The following is a 16,573-nucleotide window of genomic DNA, read 5'->3' on the forward strand; positions in this document are numbered from 1 at the left end:
GAACAGCGTGAACGAGACAAGTACGGCCGCCGTCGTGGTCGAAAGGACGAATCGGCTTCGCGCCGAGGACGTCACGATCGGTTACGACAAGCGCGTCATCTCGGAACACCTCGACGTCGAAATCCCCGACGGTGGCTTCACCGTCATCGTCGGTCCCAATGCCTGCGGCAAGTCGACGCTTCTGCGTGCGCTGTCCCGGTTGCTCAAGCCGACCACCGGCAAGGTCCTTCTCGACGGTAAGGCGATCACGTCGTACCCGGCAAAGGAAGTTGCGAGGCGACTCGGGCTTCTGCCGCAGACGTCGATCGCGCCGGATGGAATCAAAGTCGCCGATCTGGTTGCGCGAGGGCGTTATCCGCACCAGAAGCTGATCCGCCAGTGGTCCCGAGAGGACGAGGCCGCCGTCATCAAGGCGATGGAAGCAACCAAGGTCACGGATCTGTCGGCCAGGCCGGTCGACGAACTGTCCGGTGGTCAGCGCCAACGTGTCTGGGTAGCTATGGTTCTCGCGCAGCAGACTCCGTTGGTGCTACTGGACGAGCCGACGACGTTCCTCGACATCGCGCACCAGATCGAGCTGCTGGAACTCTGCCGCGATCTGAACGAGAACGACGGACACACGCTGGTGGCGGTGCTTCACGATCTCAATCACGCGTGCCGCTACGGAACTCACATCATCGCGATGAAGGACGGCGCGGTGGTCGCCGAGGGCCCGCCCGCGGAGATCATCACCGAAGAACTGGTGCAGGAGGTGTTCGGCATGGCGTGCCGCATCATCGACGATCCGGTTTCCCACACACCGCTGGTCATTCCGCTGGGACGCGAGCGTCAGCGAAACATCGAAGGAGCAAAGGTATGACACTCGTCCTGGATGCGCAGGTTACCGACACGGAGTGGGCTCAGATCGTCGACCGCATTTCGCGACGCCGATTCTTCGGTGGCGCAGCTGGTGTGGCTGCAGCATTGGCGCTGAGCGCCTGCGGAAGCTCCGATGGCGAATCCGACTCTGCCAGTGACACTCTCCCGTACACGTGGGCCGAGTTCAGCGGCGACGTTCCGCGCGACCCGAAGCGTGTGGTGGTGCTCGACGGCCGCGTCGACCTCGAATTCGCGATGATGATGGACTACCCGATCGTCGGTTCGGGCAACTTCTGGTTCCCCGACGCCAAGGCAGGATTCCAGTTTCCCGGCCGCACCATCGAGGACGCGAGCTTCGTCAACGTCGCCGGCGACTTCTCCACCAACTTCGAGGCTCTGCTCGCTCTCGAGCCCGATCTGATCGTCATCACTGCGATCGGATACACCAGTGACTGGTACGGCACCGAGCGCTTGTCTTCCATCGCGCCGCTGTTGGTCGTCGGCGACGACGTCGAACCGATTGCCGGGCACCCGGTCGACTGGCGAGGTGCTCTGATGGCGCAGGCGAGCCAGCTCGACCGGGTGACGATCGCCGAGGCTTCCATTGCGGAGTACGACGACAAGCTCGCGAGACTGCGACCGATGTTGCAGGAGAAGCTGGGCGGAAAGAAGATCGTGTTCGGCGTTCAGACGCCGACGGGCTTCCTTGTGCATCAGCGGAATCTGCGAATCAGTGTTGCACTCGATGCCGGCCTGGACGTGCTTTTCCGTGACGACGACAATGCAGAGAACTCGTTCGAGTTGTCGTTCGAGCAACTCGACACCTTGGCTCCGGCGGATGTGATCATCGCCCAAGCACGCGATCAGGAAGCGCTCGACGCGATCAAGTCGCAGCCGACGTGGCAGCGGTTGCCTGCAGTTCAAGCGGGCAACGTGTTGACCAGCGACGCGCGATACAACCAAGGATTTGCGCTCACCGCGGCCATCTTCCTCGACGTTCTCGAGGAAGCGGCCGGGCGAATCACTGCTGGGCAGTAAATTCAGGCGACGTTGCGGGCCTGGTCGAGTAGTTGTGCAACCTGCTCGAACCAGGCGCCGTAATTGGCGTAGGTGTTGGGACGCTTGTCGTCGAAGTCGATCACCTGGTTCGCGGTCACCGCGGGCAGCTTGACGAACACGGGTGATGCCGCGAATGCCTCTGCCGACTTCGCGAACTGGAACACGATGTCCGCCGGATAGTCCGGTACCTGTTCCCAGCTGAGATCGGCCCAGCCCTTGTCGCCTCCCGGACCGGTGAACTTCACGCCCAGTTCCTTCAGGTAACCGAACTGAGCGAGCGCCGTTGTGCCTGCGTACAACTCGGAGCTGTCATCGTTCAGGGCGAGGACTTCGATGTCGTCGACCTTGGCCGCAGCAGTTCGGATGCGCTCTGCACCGGATTCGAATGCTTCCTTGCCCTCGCGTGCTGCGGCTGTGTCGGTGTTCCCGCCGAGTGCTTCGGCGAGTGAGGCGTACTCGTTCAACACGTCCGGTGTCGAGGCTCCGGAGAACTTGACGCCGACAAACGGTGCAACATTGTTGACGGTCTTGCCCATCGGCTCGTCCCACCAAGTCCATCGTGTCGGGTCGTCGCTGTTGCCGTACCCGATGACCAGGTCTGGGTCCAGCGCCGCAAGAGCTTCCGCGCTGAGTTCACCTTCACGGCCGACGACGGTCATCGTCGACTCGTCAGCGCGATCGGTGACGTCTGGATTGCCGACGCCGTAACCGAAGATGCCGACCGGCCGAATGCCGTAGTCCCACAGAGCCGCAGCGGAGTACGCGTCGACGACGATCCGCTCCGGGGCGTGGTCGAGGGTGATCGTGTTTCCGTATCCCGTTGTGTAACTCCAGGACTGGTCGGCAGACCTGGTCTCGGTAGAGGGCGCTGCGTCGCTACTTCCGCAACCGGCGAGTAGGAGTGTGGCGACGACGGGCAGTGCGGCAGAGCCGGCGAGCCGGCGATTGATTTTCATGAGAACCTTCCGAACATGGCGAACTAAGCTAGGTAAGCCTAACCTGACATGTCATTCGGGTGTTCTCGGGGTCAGTTGCCCTGCCACATCTGAAGCCATTCGCTCCAGGACGGGGGAGTGATCGTTGGTCGAGGTGTTCCGCCACGAAGTCCGTCGAGCATGAAGTCGAGATAGCGCGTGTGTATTTCGGTGGCTCGATCACCCTCGATCGGCAGAGTGGGCCGCAGATGCACTGTCATGAGCATGACGTCTGCAGCCGTGAAGTCGGGCGGGACTTCGCGAGCGTCGATGCAGACGTCGACCATCGATTGCAGTGCGGCCTCCAATTCTTCGGCGGCACGAGTGACTTCGGCGTGTTCAGGTAACTTGCCGCCGAGGACCGGAATGAGCGGTCCCACTGATTCGGTGAGATATCGCGAGAAGAACGTCTTCAATACGGCTTCATCGGTTTTCGCGGTGCTCATGCACTCTCGGGCGAGGGTGGCGAGGTGGTCGATCGCCCAGACGCGCAGGGATTGCGCCAGTTCCTCCTTGCCTCGGTATCGGCGATAGATGCTGCCTACTCCCACTCCGGCCCGGGTGGCAATTGCCGATACCGGTGCATTCCAACCCTGTTCGGCAAAAATCTCGCGCGCTGCTCGCAGTACGGTGACGTCGTTGTCTGCGGCTTCTCGGGCGCGTCCGGGGAGGCTCGCATTCTCTTTCGCCATTCCCACAGGCTAGCAATGCATGGTTTACTCAATCGGAACGGAGTGTTCCGTTCCGATTCGATTCATGATTGGAGGAAGGTGTCGATGACAACCTTGGCGGAGGCGCCCACGCGATCCGGGAGCCGGGTGATCGCCGCGCTTGCGGGGGCGGTACTCGTCTACTCGCTCATGCAGACCATGCTGGTACCGGCGTTGCCGGTGTTGGGTGAGCATTTCGACACGTCCGTGGCGGTGACCGGCTGGATCCTGACGGCGTACCTGTTGGCGGCCGCGGTGATGGCTCCGATAGTCGGCGCGATGGGTGACCGATTCGGCGACAAGCGAGTCCTGGTGATCGTCCTGATCATCTTCGCTCTCGCGACATTTGCCGCGGCGGCCACCCCGAATATCGGGGTGCTGCTTGTCGTTCGAGCTGTCCAGGGAGTGAGTATGGCGAGCTTCCCGCTCGCGATGGCAGTACTGCGGAGAACGGTAGTAGGTCCCGAGTTGTCTTCAGGGATAGGTTGGCTCGCTGGGACTTTGGGAATCGGCGCCGGAAGTGCACTGGTGATCGGCGGTGTCATCCTCGAGTATCTCAGTTGGCAGTGGTTGTTCGTGATCACCGGGATCTTGATCGTGCTCGCATTGGTCGCAGTGGTGGCCGTGGTTCCGGGCTCGCATCGCCGCCCGGGTATGCCGACGGACTGGGCCGGTGCAGGCGCTCTGGCGTTCGGATTGGTGAGCCTGCTCTTGGCGATCACGAAAGCCTCCGACTGGGGAGTTTTGTCGCTCGGATTCTGGGGTCTGGTGGTAGTCGCGTTCGTTTCGTTCGCGACACTGATTGCCGTCGATTCCCGCCACGACGCGCCGATCGTCGACATGCGAGTCTTTCGGGACAAACCGATGATGATCACCAGCGCACTCACTCTGGTGTTCGGATTCGTGCCGTATATCTTCTACCTCTGCCTGCCGCGGATCCTCCAGGCGCCGGACACGTCCACGTACGGAAGCGGATTCACTGTCGTGCAGACCGGCTTGGCCCTCTTGCCCGCCGCTGTCCTCGTCTTTCTCGGCGGCCGCTTGACGCCGGCTCTAGCGCGGCGATTCGGGCCGCGAGTACCTGCCGTCATAGCCCTGGCCCTCATGGCGGCGGGCGCAATCGGACTCGCGATCTGGCCGAGTTCGGTGGTTGCGATCGTAGCGTTCTTTTCCCTCGTCGGATTGGGGAACGGCGTGGGGTTCGCGGTCTGTGCTCTGTTGGTTGCCTCGATCGTCCCGCCATCGGAAATGGCAGCAGCCAGTGGAGTCAACAGTGTGATCAGAACCGTCGGTTCGGCGGTGGGCGCCCCGGTGACCACAGCGGTCCTGGCGATCGGCATTTCCGGCGACTCGTTCGCGCTGGCGTTCGTGATGGGTGCCGTCATCAGTGTTGTCGCCTGTCTGCCGGCGATTGCACTTCCAGCGACGAGGACTGCACAAAAGTCATGACTTATTGTAGGCTCCCCTAATCGAGACAGCGTGTAACTAAAGCGGGGAGAGAAGGATGTGGCAGCAGTGGGGCCTGCGAGCAACGGCACTCGCAGCGACAGCAACGGCGCTTGTCGGTTGCTCCGTGGGCGGCGATGACGCAGACGCATCGGAAACAGGCGAGTCGTCGGCCGTACCTGCACCTCAGAATCTGCTCGCACTGGACGAGTTCGCAGCGCTCAACGCACTCACGCTCGGGGTCAAGCCCGATACGGTCTTCGCCACGCTGCAGTCGCAGGCGGCGAAGGAGATCTTGCAGAGTGAGGGGATCGAGGTCGTCGACAAACCGACGTTCTTCCAATCACCAGATGTGGAGCAGATCGCGGCCGTTCATCCTGACCGAATCCTGCTCAGTGATGTCGGCTCGTTGACGTCGATCACCGCGCAGGCCAACGAGATTGCCCCGACGACGGTGCTCGCCTATGCGGCGCCGTGGCGCGAAGTTCTGAATACCGCGGCGACTGCACTGGGTCGAGAGTCCGAAGCTCGCGAAATCGTGTCGAGGCTCGAGACCAAATTTGCCGAAGTATCCGGAACGGTCGAGGCGCAACCGCAGACGCTGTCAGTGCTGGTGGGATTCTCCGGCGGCATGTACACCGTCATCCCGGAGTCGCCGATGTCCTCGATCATCGAGGAAGCCGGTTTCGGGCGCCCGCAAGCCGAACTCGACGCGAAGATCGGCCCCAACACAGGTGTTGCCACGTCTTCGGTGTCAGACGAGGAGGTCGGACAGCACGCGGCGGACGCGATGGTCGTGACCTCGGGCAACATCTACGACGGCGCTCTAGTTCACGCAAATCCACTGTTCAACGAGATCTCCGCAGTGAAGGCCGGACGCACGGCGGACGTGAGCGGTGAACTTTGGTTCGGCAGTTATCCTTTCGCGGTCTACTGGATCCTCGAAGACCTCGAGGCTCTTGCCGATCGCACTCTCACCGGCGCGGAACTCCAAGGCCGCATCGCATCCGACGCCGACGCAGTAACCCGATGGAAGGCGTTCTCGAAATGACGACGACACAGGCTACGAAAGCAGACATTTCATCTGAAGAGGCCGACGCATCACAAGGAGCGACGGCCGAAGCCTCGCAAGCCAAAGCTGAAGCGGCGGCGCACAAGAGCGCGCTTCGCGAACTCCTTGCGCCAGTTCGTACACGGACCACCATCGCGATGGTGATGCAGGTGATCGCCGCGGTCGCGGCCATCGTGCCGTACGTGGCCATCGCCGAGTTGGGTAAGACGCTGATCGTGGGCGGCGACATCGACTCGTCTCGCGTCTGGACGATCGTGTGGGTGGTCGTCTTCGGTCTGGGTATGCGCGCGTTCTTCGGAGGCGGTGCATTGATCGTGACGCACTTCGCCGATGTCAATCTTCAAGCTGTGCTTCGGCGTCGAATCGCAGCGACACTCGGTCGACTTCCACTGGGCTGGTTCACCTCCCACTCGTCCGGAACCGTGCGAAAAGCCGCGCAGAACGACATCTCCGATCTCCACTACCTGGTTGCGCACAGCGCCGTCGAGACCACCGGCGCCATTGCGGTGCCGCTCGTCGGGCTCGGCTACGTGATCTCGATCGACTGGCGTCTGGGACTGGTCGCGATTGCCACCCTCCCGATCTACATGATCGCCTACGCGATCATGACCAAGGACATGGCCGTCAAGTTGAGCCGGATGAATGAGGGCATCGCGGCCATCAGCAACACCATCGTCGAGTTCGTCACCGGCATCGCAGTGGTCAAGACCTTCGGTCAGGACAAGCAGTCACATTCTCGATACCGCGACGCTGCCAAGGCGTTTGCCGTCTCGTACGAGGGCTGGGTTCGCCCGATGCTCCGGACCGAGGCGCTGGCCTCGATTGCGTTGAGCGCACCGGTTGTGCTGGTGGTCAACCTTGGCCTCGGCTCGTGGTTCGTTCACTCCGGATGGGTGTCACCCATCGATGTGCTGACCAGTTCTCTTGTCGCGATGGTGATTCCGGTGTCGGTGACGACCATCGGTTTCGGTATGCAGGCACGCCGTGAGGCAGCCGCCGCTGCGGCGCGACTGATCGCGCTGTTCGCAACCGACGCTCTGCCGGAAACCGATCATCCGAAAAAGCCTGTGGGGAACGAAGTTCGATTCTCCGGAGTTTCCTTTGCATACGACGACGGCGCCGACGTTCTGACCGGCATCGATCTGACGCTGCCGGAGGGCACGGTGACGGCGTTGGTCGGACCTTCGGGTTCGGGTAAGTCGACGCTGGCAACGCTGGTTCCGAGGTTCCACGACGTGCGTGCCGGATCCGTGGCCATCGGTGGTGTCGACGTCAGGGAAGTCGCTACCGACGAGCTGTACCGCCACGTCGGATTTGTTCTGCAGGACGTGCAGCTGGTCGAAGCGACCGTGCTCGACAACATTCGGCTTGCCCGACCGCAGGCGACTTCGGCCGAGGTGAAGGCCGCTGCCGCAGCCGCGCAGATCGACACCCGAATCGAAGCGCTCCCGAGGGGGTACGACTCGGTGGTCGGGGTCGACGCCAGATTCTCGGGTGGTGAAGCCCAAAGAGTCTCCATCGCGCGTGCGATTCTCGCGGACACTCCTGTTCTCGTGCTCGACGAGGCAACCGCGTTCGCCGACCCGGAGTCCGAAGCCGATATCCAAGAAGCGCTGTCGCGTTTGACGGTGGGGCGCACCGTGCTGGTGATCGCGCACCGGTTGGCTTCGATCGTGAGTGCCGATCAGATCGTGGTCCTCGACGCCGGACGGATCGTGGAGAAGGGCACGCACGATCAGCTTGTGGCGAGTGGTTCAACCTATGCCCGGATGTGGGCGAGTCACAGTCGGGCCGACTCGATTGAGCACAGTCGGGCCGACAGCATCGCAGGTACGTCTGACGCAGCAGGAAAGGCCAACTCATGATTCGCGACCTCTTCCGGATACTCGGCCCGCAGAATCAGGGCCGTTATCGCGAGTTCCTGGTGTGGGCAGTGTTGTACGGCGTGATGCAGGGTTTGGCAGTGGCGCTTCTGGTCCCTGCGGTGCAGGCACTGTTCGATCAGAACTGGGGCAGTTTCGTTCGGTGGCTCGCCGCCATGGCCGTATGCGCTGTGATCAGTTCGATTGCGCACTACCTGCAGGCGATGAAGGGCTTCGAGTCGGCCCTCACTCTGCTGCGGACGATGCATCTGCGCCTGGGAGATCATCTCGTCACTCTGCCGCTCGGCTGGTTCGGCGCCGGCCGACTCGGGCAGGTATCGCAGGTTGCCAGCAAGGGCACCATCTCGGTGATGGGGGCGGCTGCGCACCTGATGACACCGATCATCTCCGGAATTGCCAGCCCGGCAACCATTGTCGTGTGCATGTTGTTCTTCGACTGGCGGCTCGGGTTGGCGCTGGTGGTCAGCGTTCCGATTCTGTTCGCGGCAGCCAGATTTGCCTCGACGATGACTGCCAAGGCCGACGATCGGGCACATGCCGCAGCCGTCGAATCGAACAATCGAGTGCTCGAATACGCGCGTTGCCAACCGGTCCTGCGTGCTTTCGGACGCACCCACGGGGTGTACGAACCGCTCGACGACGCGATCGAAGCGCAACACACTGCGGGTCGTTCACAACTGTGGTTCGTGGTGATCGGGTCCGTGGTCAACGGGATCGCCCTGCAATTCGTGTTCTCTGCCGTGATCATCTTGGGCGCGTTCCTCGCGCTCGGCGGCGACATCGATCCGGTCACGTTGATCGCGCTACTCGGACTGACCGCACGGTTCATCCAGCCGCTGGGTGAGATCGGCGAGTTCGGCGGTGCAATCAGAATGGCACGCAATGAAATCCGGCGAATGTCCGAGATCCTCGAAGTTGAACCAATGGTCGAACCCGATACCAGCGGGACGGCGACGGGGGAGACGGCAGTGCAGTTCGACGCCGTCGACTTCGGATACGCGGACGGTGGGCAGGTTCTGCGAAACATCTCCTTCGACGTGCCACGGAAGTCGTTGACGGCGTTGGTCGGTCCGTCAGGGTCCGGCAAAACCACCGTCACCCGGTTGATCTCGCGCTTCTACGACGTCGACTCCGGTGTGGTGCGTGTCGGCGGCGTCGACGTGCGGGACCTCACGAGTGCCGACCTGATGTCGCAGCTGTCTCTGGTCTTCCAGGACGTGTACCTCTTCGACGACACGTTGATCGCGAACATCCGCCTCGGCCGCCCCGAAGCCACGGACGAAGAAGTCTTCGACGTGGCTCGGATCGCGGGCGTCGCGGAAATCGTCGAGCGGCTTCCTCGGGGTTGGGACACCCGTGTCGGTGAGGGCGGGACGGCACTGTCCGGTGGAGAGCGGCAGCGGGTCTCCATTGCACGCGCACTCCTCAAACGCGCACCTGTCGTTCTGCTCGACGAGGCGACTGCCGCGCTCGATCCCGAGAACGAGGCACACGTTCAACGTGCGATGCAAGAACTCGCCAGGGAAAGCACACTGCTCGTGATCGCTCACAAACTGTCGACCGTCGTGGCCGCAGATCAGATCATCGTGCTCGGTGACGACGGTTCGATCGTCGAAGTGGGCACCCACGAAGTCCTGCTCGCAGCCGGTGGGAACTACGCCGCGTTCTGGAATCAGCGCCACCGTGCGTCGGGATGGCGGTTGGTGGCAAGCTGAGCAGAATGCAGACCGGAAAGAAGACGGGGCGGCCGCCGACGTTGTCGACAGTGGACATCGTCGAGGCCGCCCTCGCCGGTGATCTGAGTGAACTGACCATGCCGAGCGTGGCAAAGCGGCTGGGCGTCAGTCATTCTGCACTTTATCGCTACTTCGCAGACCGCGAAGCGCTGCTGCGTGCCTGCTCGGATCATGTTGTGCGTCAGACTGTATGGCCCGATACGAATCGTCCGTGGCGCGAATTCCTGAAGGATTTCTGCGACGTTCTGTGGTCCTCGTTCGAGCGCTATCCAGGTCTGGCCCAGGTCGGTCTCGCAGTTCCGGGCACGCCGCCGGCGATAATCGAGATCGTGGAGAAACTGGTCGGTTCGTTGACTGCGCAAGGCTTCACACCCCACGATGCGATATTGGCGGTGGACTTCATCTCCGAGGTGACGATGACGCAGTTCGCAATGATGGCGGCGATGGACAAGACCGTCAGCTCCGCCGATTCACGTTCCGCGCGACAGGCGTATCAGGAAAGTTGGAATGCATCGGAGTCGTTGATCGAGGGAATCGGCGACGAATCGACGTGGCACGGGCGAGGTTGGTTGGACGAGAAGATCACGATCATGCTCGACGGCCTGGAAAAGCGTGTTATCGGCTGACATTTCTACTAGCTTTGAGAGTAATGCCCGTTTCGGCGTGATACAGGCTAATGTGCACACATAGGACGGGTGGTTGCTGCACCGGGAGGCGGGGATCATGGATCTCGAAGCGATTGTTCTCATCCAAAGACTCAAGTACCGATACGCACGCGCCTTGGACACCAAATCGTGGGTCGAATTCGCCGACACTCTGACCGTCGACGCCACCGCGATCTACGGAGAACAACTCAGTTTCGATTCCCGAGATTCGTTCGTCTCCTTCCTCGAGAACACTCTCGGATCACACATCATCACCGAACATCAGTGCGGGCAACCCGAGATCGACGTCGACGGAGACACCGCAACCGGGATCTGGTGCCTCGCGGACACAGTGGTAATCCCCGAAGACGGCATGCTGCTTCGCGGATCGGCCTTCTATCACGACAGATACACCCGCTGCAGCGACGGTGAATGGCGAATCTCCCACACGAGCTACGAGCGGACCTGGGAATCGGTGGTGGCGCTCGCCGACATGCCGAGTTTCCGATTGACGTCCAACAAGTGGGCGCTGCTGCAGCAACCGTCGTTCGGCGACTCGGTCGTTCGCAACGTCTCCTGAGGTCGCCCGCGATTAGAGTCGGCTCATGGTTGATGCAGATTTTTCGCTGCCTGACGTACGGACGTGGATTCGCGGTATCCCCGCGCTGACCGGAACTCCGCCGCCCGCGCCCGAGTGTTTTCCGGAAAAGCCGGGGGAGTTGTTCCTCGACTGGCTCCGTGCGGCCGTGGCCTTCGGCGTCGTCGAGCCACACGTGTGTGCGCTCTCGACCGTGGACGGCGACGGTATGCCTGATTCTCGCTTCCTCATCCTCAAGGACGTGACCGAGGGTGGGTTCTGGTTCTCTGGTTCAGCTGCTTCGCCGAAAGGTGTTGAGCTGAAAGAAAATCCGCGAGCATCGCTCGCCTTCTACTGGCGCGAAACAGGCCAACAGGTCCGGATTCGCGGAACGGTTCGCGAGGGCGACGACGCACTTCGACGCCGAGACTTCGTCGAACGCTCCGTCACCGCGCGAGCGGTGGCGACGGCAAGTAAGCAGAGCGAGGTGCTCGAAGACTTAGGGGCGTACGACGCGTCGGTGGCCGCTGCGGAAGCAAGAATCAGCGACGACCCAGGGTTCGTGTCGAAGGACTGGCGTGCGTGGTGCCTCGAGCCGGAGTCTGTCGAGTTCTGGCAGGCAGACTCCGGGCGTCGGCATCAGCGGTGGTTGTACCGGCGCGGCTCGGACCGAGCATGGACACGAGCAGTGCTGTGGCCCTAAGGGGCAGCTGGGCCCAGATCAGCTCGCGCTGATCTCCGGCGATACGAGGTTGACGACGATCGACTGTCCGCCCAGCTTGGCGTGGATTTCGGGATGTTCGAACCCCGAGGACAACAGGTAGCTGCCGAGCATCGTGAGCAACTCGTCCAGATCCGTCGTGGGATCGGAGGAATGTGCGCTCGAGGGTGAGGCCTGATTTGCGATGAGTTCGGTGTGGGTGAGTCGACCGGCCACTCGAACGGCGGCTACGCCCATCGCGTCGCGACGTACGACGGTACGACTCCGAGTTTCGAGCGTCCTCGATGATTCGCGTGTTGAAGCTGGCACTGAAAGGTCCTCTCCGCTGCTGTGTGCGGCCGTGGTTCGGGCAGGAAGCGGAAACGTGAATGCATCGGATTGCTTGGGTGCGGTCGACAGAAAATCCGCTGTGGCGGTGGCACTGCTGGAACCGTTACCCGTGGAAAGGTTGCTCCCAGAACCATTGCTTGCAGAACCATTGCTTGCAGAACCATTACTTGCGGAACTATTGGCTCTCGATCCGTTGCCGGCACCGTTGGGGCCCGCTATTCCGTGAGAATTCTTGTCTTCCATTGTTTCGCTCCTGATGCCCGTAAACAGACCGCCGGTTTGCTTAATCGACGCAAACATACCAGGAGTTGGTTTACGGTCACACCCCTTGTGGAGTTCGGCGTTGAATGCGCAGCCACATTGCGAAGCCCCACAGGACGAAGAATGCATAGACCAGATAGAGGATCGCCGAAGGGTAATAGCCGGCTCGGAAAAGAAGGGGAACACCAACGGCGTCGACGCCGATCCAGATGAGCCAGAATTCGGTCCAGCCGCGCGCCATGCCGTATGTCGCGAGGATGGAGCCGGTGAAGATCCAGGCCTCCGCCCACGCTCCGTACGAGCCGAGGAGGTCGAAGATCCAGGCGAAAGCGATTGTGCCGCTGGTCATGACGGCGATCATGGCGACGCGCTCGCGAGTTGTCGCCCAATGGGGCAGGACTGCGCGACCGGAGTCGCGTGCCCCGCGTCGCCACTGAGTCCACCCGTAGACGCTGACGGTGATGAACAACAACTGACGGCCGGCCTGGCCGTAGAGATTGAGCTCTTGCGGCGTGTGGAAAAGTGCGCCCATGAACACCGTGAACAACAAGGCATTTCCGGCTATACCGACGGGCCACGCCCATACCGAGCGTCGCGCGCCCGCGATCGCGGAGCCGATGCCGAACGCGTTTCCGATGATCTCTCGCCAGAGAATCGTGGCGCTGCCGATGTGCAGTTCGGCGTCGAACAGCGCCTCGATCAGGCTCATCAGTCCGCAGCAGCGACGAGGGGTTCGAGCGTCAGATCCGGGAGTTCCTTCTGGATGTACTGCAGGCGCCACTTGTCACTGACCAGGGCGAGCAGAACACCGTCGGATCGGGTGAAGACCTCCACACCGCGCTGACGGTTCAGTTCGACCTCGGACGCGGCGTCGGTACGGCGAGCCAATGCGTAGCCGAGCGGTTCCATCTTGGCCTCGACGTTGAACTCGGCCTTCATGCGCGCTGCGACGACCTCGAACTGCATCGGGCCGACAGCCGCCATGACGGGGGAGGCGTCGCCGCGGATGTCGTTGCGGAGAATCTGGACGACGCCCTCGGAATCGAGTTGGTCGACAGCACGGCGGAACTGCTTGTACTTGCCGGCGCTTTCGGCGCGCAGGATCGAGAAGTGTTCCGGCGCGAACGACGGAATCGGCGGGAACTCCACCTTCTTCTCGGTGTACAGCGTGTGGCCGGGTGCGAGTGCGGTGGCGTTGACGAGGCCGACGACGTCGCCGGGGAACGCGGATTCGACGGTGGAACGTTCACGTCCGAATACCGTCTGGGCGTACTTGGTCGTGAAGGGCTTGCCGGTTTGGGCGTGTGTGACAACCATGCCGCGCTCGAACACGCCGGAGACGATGCGCATGAACGCCAGACGGTCGCGGTGCGCGGTGTCCATACCGGCCTGCACCTTGAAGACGACCGCACTGAACGGATCGGTGACCTCGCGCGGCTTGCCGCTGAGGTCTTCGCGCCCACGCGGCGGCGGCGCCAATTCGACGAGGGTGTCGAGGATCTGGCGGACGCCGAAGTTGAGCATCGCGGACGCGAAGATCACCGGGGAAGTCTGACCGGCGAGGAACATCTCCTGATCGTGGTCCTGGCCGGTAGCGGAGAGCAGTTCACTCTCCTCGGCCGCGGTCTCCCACTCGGAGCCTTCCTTGGCGAACGCCGCGTCGGCGTCCATGACCTCTTCGGGGGCGATCTTCGCGCCGCCTGCGGTACGGGTGAAGCGGACGTACTCGCGAGCCTCACCGTCTTCACCGCGCCGCAGCAGTCCGCGGAAGTCGCCGGCGATGCCGACCGGCCAGTACAGGGGGGTGGGTGTGAGGCCGATCCGTTCGCTGATCTCGTCGAGCAGTTCGAGAGGAGTCTGACCGGGACGGTCCCACTTGTTGATGACGGTGATGACCGGAATGCCGCGGTGACGACACACCTGAAACAGCTTGAGCGTCTGCGGTTCGAGGCCCTTGGCAGCGTCGATGAGCATGACCGCCGCGTCGACGGCGGTCAGGACGCGGTACGTGTCCTCGGAGAAGTCGGAGTGACCGGGGGTGTCGACGAGGTTGATGACGTTGATCTGCTCGTCCGGGGTCTCGGACGAGTGGTAGTTGAACTGCAGTGCGGTGGAACTGACGGAAATGCCGCGGGCCTTCTCCATCTCCATCCAGTCCGAGACCGTCGACTTGCGGCCTGCCTTGCCGTGGACGGCTCCTGCCTCCGAGATCTTCTTCGCGTGCAGTGCCAGCGCTTCGGTCAGCGTCGACTTTCCGGCGTCGGGATGCGAGATGACGGCGAAGGTGCGGCGACGCTCTGCCTCGGCGGACAGGCCCTTGGTCGTCGTCGTGACCGCGACCGACCCGCTCTCGGTTGAATCGGGGCCTTCGGTGTCGGACTGGACAGTCGAGTCGGAAGGGACGGTCGAGTCGGACGGGGTAGTCAACGAAGAACCTCTCGAAGTGGGCGTCGGTGCCGGCGACGTGCCGGTGCGCGGACAGGTGGAGAGTGCGGCAGCACAACAGAGAAAGGATACTCGCAGACCACGATGCAATAGCCACTGCGGCGTAACACTCGGCGAACGATCGCTGATTATCCATGTATGTGTGTGTTCGAACACACAGCCATTTGTGTCCTGCGAAGAGTTGCACTGATCGAAGAGTGACACTGACCGAGGAGTTGCGTTGAGCAAGTTCACCGAAGAGATGTATGCGACCGCCGCAGTCACCGACCGCGGCCTGGTGACGGGAGAGCCGGACAACGCTTTCCGTCAGACCTGGGGCGACATCCACCAGGAGGCTCGGCGCATGGCCGGCGGCCTGGCCGAGGTCGGTATCGATCGCGGCGTCGCGATCGGCATTCTCGCCGGACAGCCCGTCGACATCGCACCTGCCTGCCAGGCGACGTGGATGCGCGGTGCGTCGGTGACGATGCTGCATCAGCCGACCCCCCGAACGGATCTGGGCGTCTGGGCTCAGGACACCGAGACTGTGATCGACATGATCTCCGCGAAAGCCGTCATTCTGGGTGCGCCCTTCGACGCGGCCAAGCCGCTCCTCGAAGAGCGTGGCATCACCGTCGTGACGGTGGACGAGCTTCGCAGCGGAACGTCGATCGATCCCGTGGAGACGGCCGAATCGGATATCGCACTCCAGCAGTTGACGTCCGGTTCCACCGGTTCGCCCAAGGCCGTGCAGATCACGCACGAGAACTTCTACACAAATGCCTACGCCATGATCAACCGCATCAAGTTCTCCATCGAAGACGACGTGATGGTGAGCTGGCTTCCGCTCTTCCACGACATGGGCATGGTCGGTTTTCTCACGGTTCCGATGCAGGTGGGCGCAGAGGTCATCAGCATCACGCCGATGGATTTCCTGCGCACCCCGGTGCTGTGGGCCGAACTGATGGGCAAGTACGGCGGAACCGTCACCGCCGCACCGAACTTCGCGTACTCGCTCTTGGCTCGCCGACTCGCACAGGCGGAAGACGGGGCAGTCGACCTGTCCAGCGTCCGATACATGTGGAACGGCGCCGAGCCGGTGGATCCCGACACGATGGATGCACTCGCCGAGGCAGGTGCGCGTTTCGGTTTGAACCCGACTGCGCTGGCGCCCGTGTACGGAATGGCGGAAACCACGCTCGCCGTGTCGATTCCGGATCCCGATCAAGGTCAGGTCCTCGACTACGTCGATCCAGACTTTCTCGAATCGATGTCTCGAGCGGTGCCGTCCAATCGCCCCAACGCTCGTGCCCTCGCCACACTCGGCAAGATGGTGCCTGACCTCGAGGGACGCATCGTCGACCGTGACGGTCAGGTGCTTCCGGCCCGCGGTGTCGGAATCATCGAGGTTCGCGGCAAGGCAGTCACCCCCGGGTACGTCACGGTCGACGGACACAAGCCGGCCCAGGACGCCGACGGTTGGCTCGACACCGGTGACGTCGGGTACTTCACCGAGGAAGGACTGGTCGTGGTGTGCGGGCGAGTCAAGGACGTCATCATCATGGGCGGCCGGAACGTGTACCCCACAGACATCGAACGGGCGGCCGGAACCGTTGCCGGTGTGCGTCCCGGAAACGCCGTCGCGATTCGTCTCGACGCCGGCCAGAAGCGTGAGAGCTTTGCAGTCGCCGTCGAGACCAACGCGTTCGAAGATCCGGAAGAGGTCAAGCGTATCGAACGCGAAGTGGTCCACGCCGTGGTTGCCGACGTCGGTGTCCGACCTCGCGCCGTTGCGGTCCTGGGTCCCGGCAGTATCCCGAAGACGTCGTCGGGGAAGCTCCGCCGCGCGAATTCGGCTGCACTGCTGGGTAACTGACC

The 16,573-nt window shown here is 62.5% G+C and carries 15 protein-coding genes; 10 read left to right on the forward strand and 5 right to left on the reverse strand.

Annotated elements, in window-relative coordinates; translation table 11 throughout:
- Positions 1–7 precede the first annotated feature (7 nt).
- Positions 8–859: an ABC transporter ATP-binding protein gene (locus ABIE52_RS30515; protein ID WP_050794099.1), complete on the forward strand. Its 852-nt coding sequence runs from the start codon at positions 8–10 to the stop codon at positions 857–859.
- Positions 856–1,896 carry an ABC transporter substrate-binding protein gene (locus tag ABIE52_RS30520; protein WP_054827505.1) on the forward strand — a complete coding sequence of 347 codons (1,041 nt, stop codon included), beginning with the start codon at positions 856–858 and terminating at the stop codon, positions 1,894–1,896. Before ABIE52_RS30515 ends, ABIE52_RS30520 begins: the two co-directional genes overlap by 4 nt.
- Positions 1,897–1,898: 2 nt before the next feature.
- Here the strand turns inward: ABIE52_RS30520 and ABIE52_RS30525 are convergent, their stop codons facing one another.
- Together ABIE52_RS30525 and ABIE52_RS30530 are read right to left on the reverse strand one after the other, a co-directional pair.
- Complete coding sequence (locus ABIE52_RS30525) at positions 1,899–2,873, reverse strand: ABC transporter substrate-binding protein (protein ID WP_192712308.1); 975 nt, start codon at positions 2,871–2,873, stop codon at positions 1,899–1,901.
- A gap of 71 nt (positions 2,874–2,944) precedes the next feature.
- Entirely contained in the window at positions 2,945–3,583 is a 639-nt protein-coding gene (locus ABIE52_RS30530) for a TetR/AcrR family transcriptional regulator (protein ID WP_030536301.1), read from the reverse strand.
- An 84-nt stretch (positions 3,584–3,667) separates the two neighbouring features.
- Between ABIE52_RS30530 and ABIE52_RS30535 the strand changes: the two genes are divergently transcribed.
- The 7 genes from ABIE52_RS30535 (at position 3,668) to ABIE52_RS30565 (ending at position 11,662) form a co-directional block, all read left to right on the forward strand.
- Positions 3,668–5,050 carry an MFS transporter gene (locus ABIE52_RS30535; RefSeq protein ID WP_065352746.1) on the forward strand — a complete coding sequence of 461 codons (1,383 nt, stop codon included), beginning with the start codon at positions 3,668–3,670 and terminating at the stop codon, positions 5,048–5,050.
- 55 nt (positions 5,051–5,105) lie between these two features.
- The gene (locus ABIE52_RS30540) at positions 5,106–6,098 is read left to right on the forward strand and encodes an ABC transporter substrate-binding protein (RefSeq protein WP_065351233.1); all 993 of its coding nucleotides are present in this window, start codon (positions 5,106–5,108) and stop codon (positions 6,096–6,098) included.
- Positions 6,095–7,984, forward strand: coding sequence for an ABC transporter ATP-binding protein (locus ABIE52_RS30545; protein WP_231917383.1), 1,890 nt, complete (start codon positions 6,095–6,097; stop codon positions 7,982–7,984). The genes ABIE52_RS30540 and ABIE52_RS30545 overlap by 4 nt, the downstream gene beginning before the upstream one ends.
- Positions 7,981–9,717 carry an ABC transporter ATP-binding protein gene (locus ABIE52_RS30550; protein ID WP_065351231.1) on the forward strand — a complete coding sequence of 579 codons (1,737 nt, stop codon included), beginning with the start codon at positions 7,981–7,983 and terminating at the stop codon, positions 9,715–9,717. The genes ABIE52_RS30545 and ABIE52_RS30550 overlap by 4 nt, the downstream gene beginning before the upstream one ends.
- A 5-nt stretch (positions 9,718–9,722) precedes the next feature.
- Positions 9,723–10,364 (forward strand): TetR/AcrR family transcriptional regulator, encoded by a 642-nt coding sequence (locus ABIE52_RS30555; protein WP_054780876.1) that lies wholly within the window; start codon positions 9,723–9,725, stop codon positions 10,362–10,364.
- A 97-nt stretch (positions 10,365–10,461) separates the two neighbouring features.
- The gene (locus tag ABIE52_RS30560; RefSeq protein ID WP_003946235.1) at positions 10,462–10,962 is read left to right on the forward strand and encodes a nuclear transport factor 2 family protein; all 501 of its coding nucleotides are present in this window, start codon (positions 10,462–10,464) and stop codon (positions 10,960–10,962) included.
- Positions 10,963–10,987: 25 nt separating this feature from the next.
- Positions 10,988–11,662, forward strand: coding sequence for a pyridoxine/pyridoxamine 5'-phosphate oxidase (locus ABIE52_RS30565; RefSeq protein WP_064687522.1), 675 nt, complete (start codon positions 10,988–10,990; stop codon positions 11,660–11,662).
- Positions 11,663–11,680: 18 nt separating this feature from the next.
- Here the strand turns inward: ABIE52_RS30565 and ABIE52_RS34055 are convergent, their stop codons facing one another.
- The 3 genes from ABIE52_RS34055 to ABIE52_RS30580 form a co-directional block, all read right to left on the reverse strand.
- Complete coding sequence (locus ABIE52_RS34055) at positions 11,681–11,989, reverse strand: hypothetical protein (protein WP_306669658.1); 309 nt, start codon at positions 11,987–11,989, stop codon at positions 11,681–11,683.
- Between the two features lie 340 nt (positions 11,990–12,329).
- Entirely contained in the window at positions 12,330–12,980 is a 651-nt protein-coding gene (gene pnuC / locus ABIE52_RS30575; RefSeq protein WP_050654516.1) for a nicotinamide riboside transporter PnuC, read from the reverse strand.
- A complete protein-coding gene (locus ABIE52_RS30580) occupies positions 12,980–14,584 on the reverse strand; it encodes a peptide chain release factor 3 (RefSeq protein ID WP_372447529.1) in 1,605 nt (534 codons plus the stop codon). The genes pnuC and ABIE52_RS30580 overlap by 1 nt, the downstream gene beginning before the upstream one ends.
- Positions 14,585–14,936: 352 nt before the next feature.
- Here ABIE52_RS30580 and ABIE52_RS30585 point away from each other — a divergent pair, with 352 nt between their 5' ends.
- Entirely contained in the window at positions 14,937–16,571 is a 1,635-nt protein-coding gene (locus ABIE52_RS30585; RefSeq protein ID WP_007728923.1) for a fatty acyl-AMP ligase, read from the forward strand.
- Positions 16,572–16,573 lie beyond the last annotated feature (2 nt).

The organism is Rhodococcus sp. OAS809, assembly GCF_040546695.1.
GTDB classification, from domain to species: domain Bacteria; phylum Actinomycetota; class Actinomycetes; order Mycobacteriales; family Mycobacteriaceae; genus Rhodococcus_F; species Rhodococcus_F qingshengii.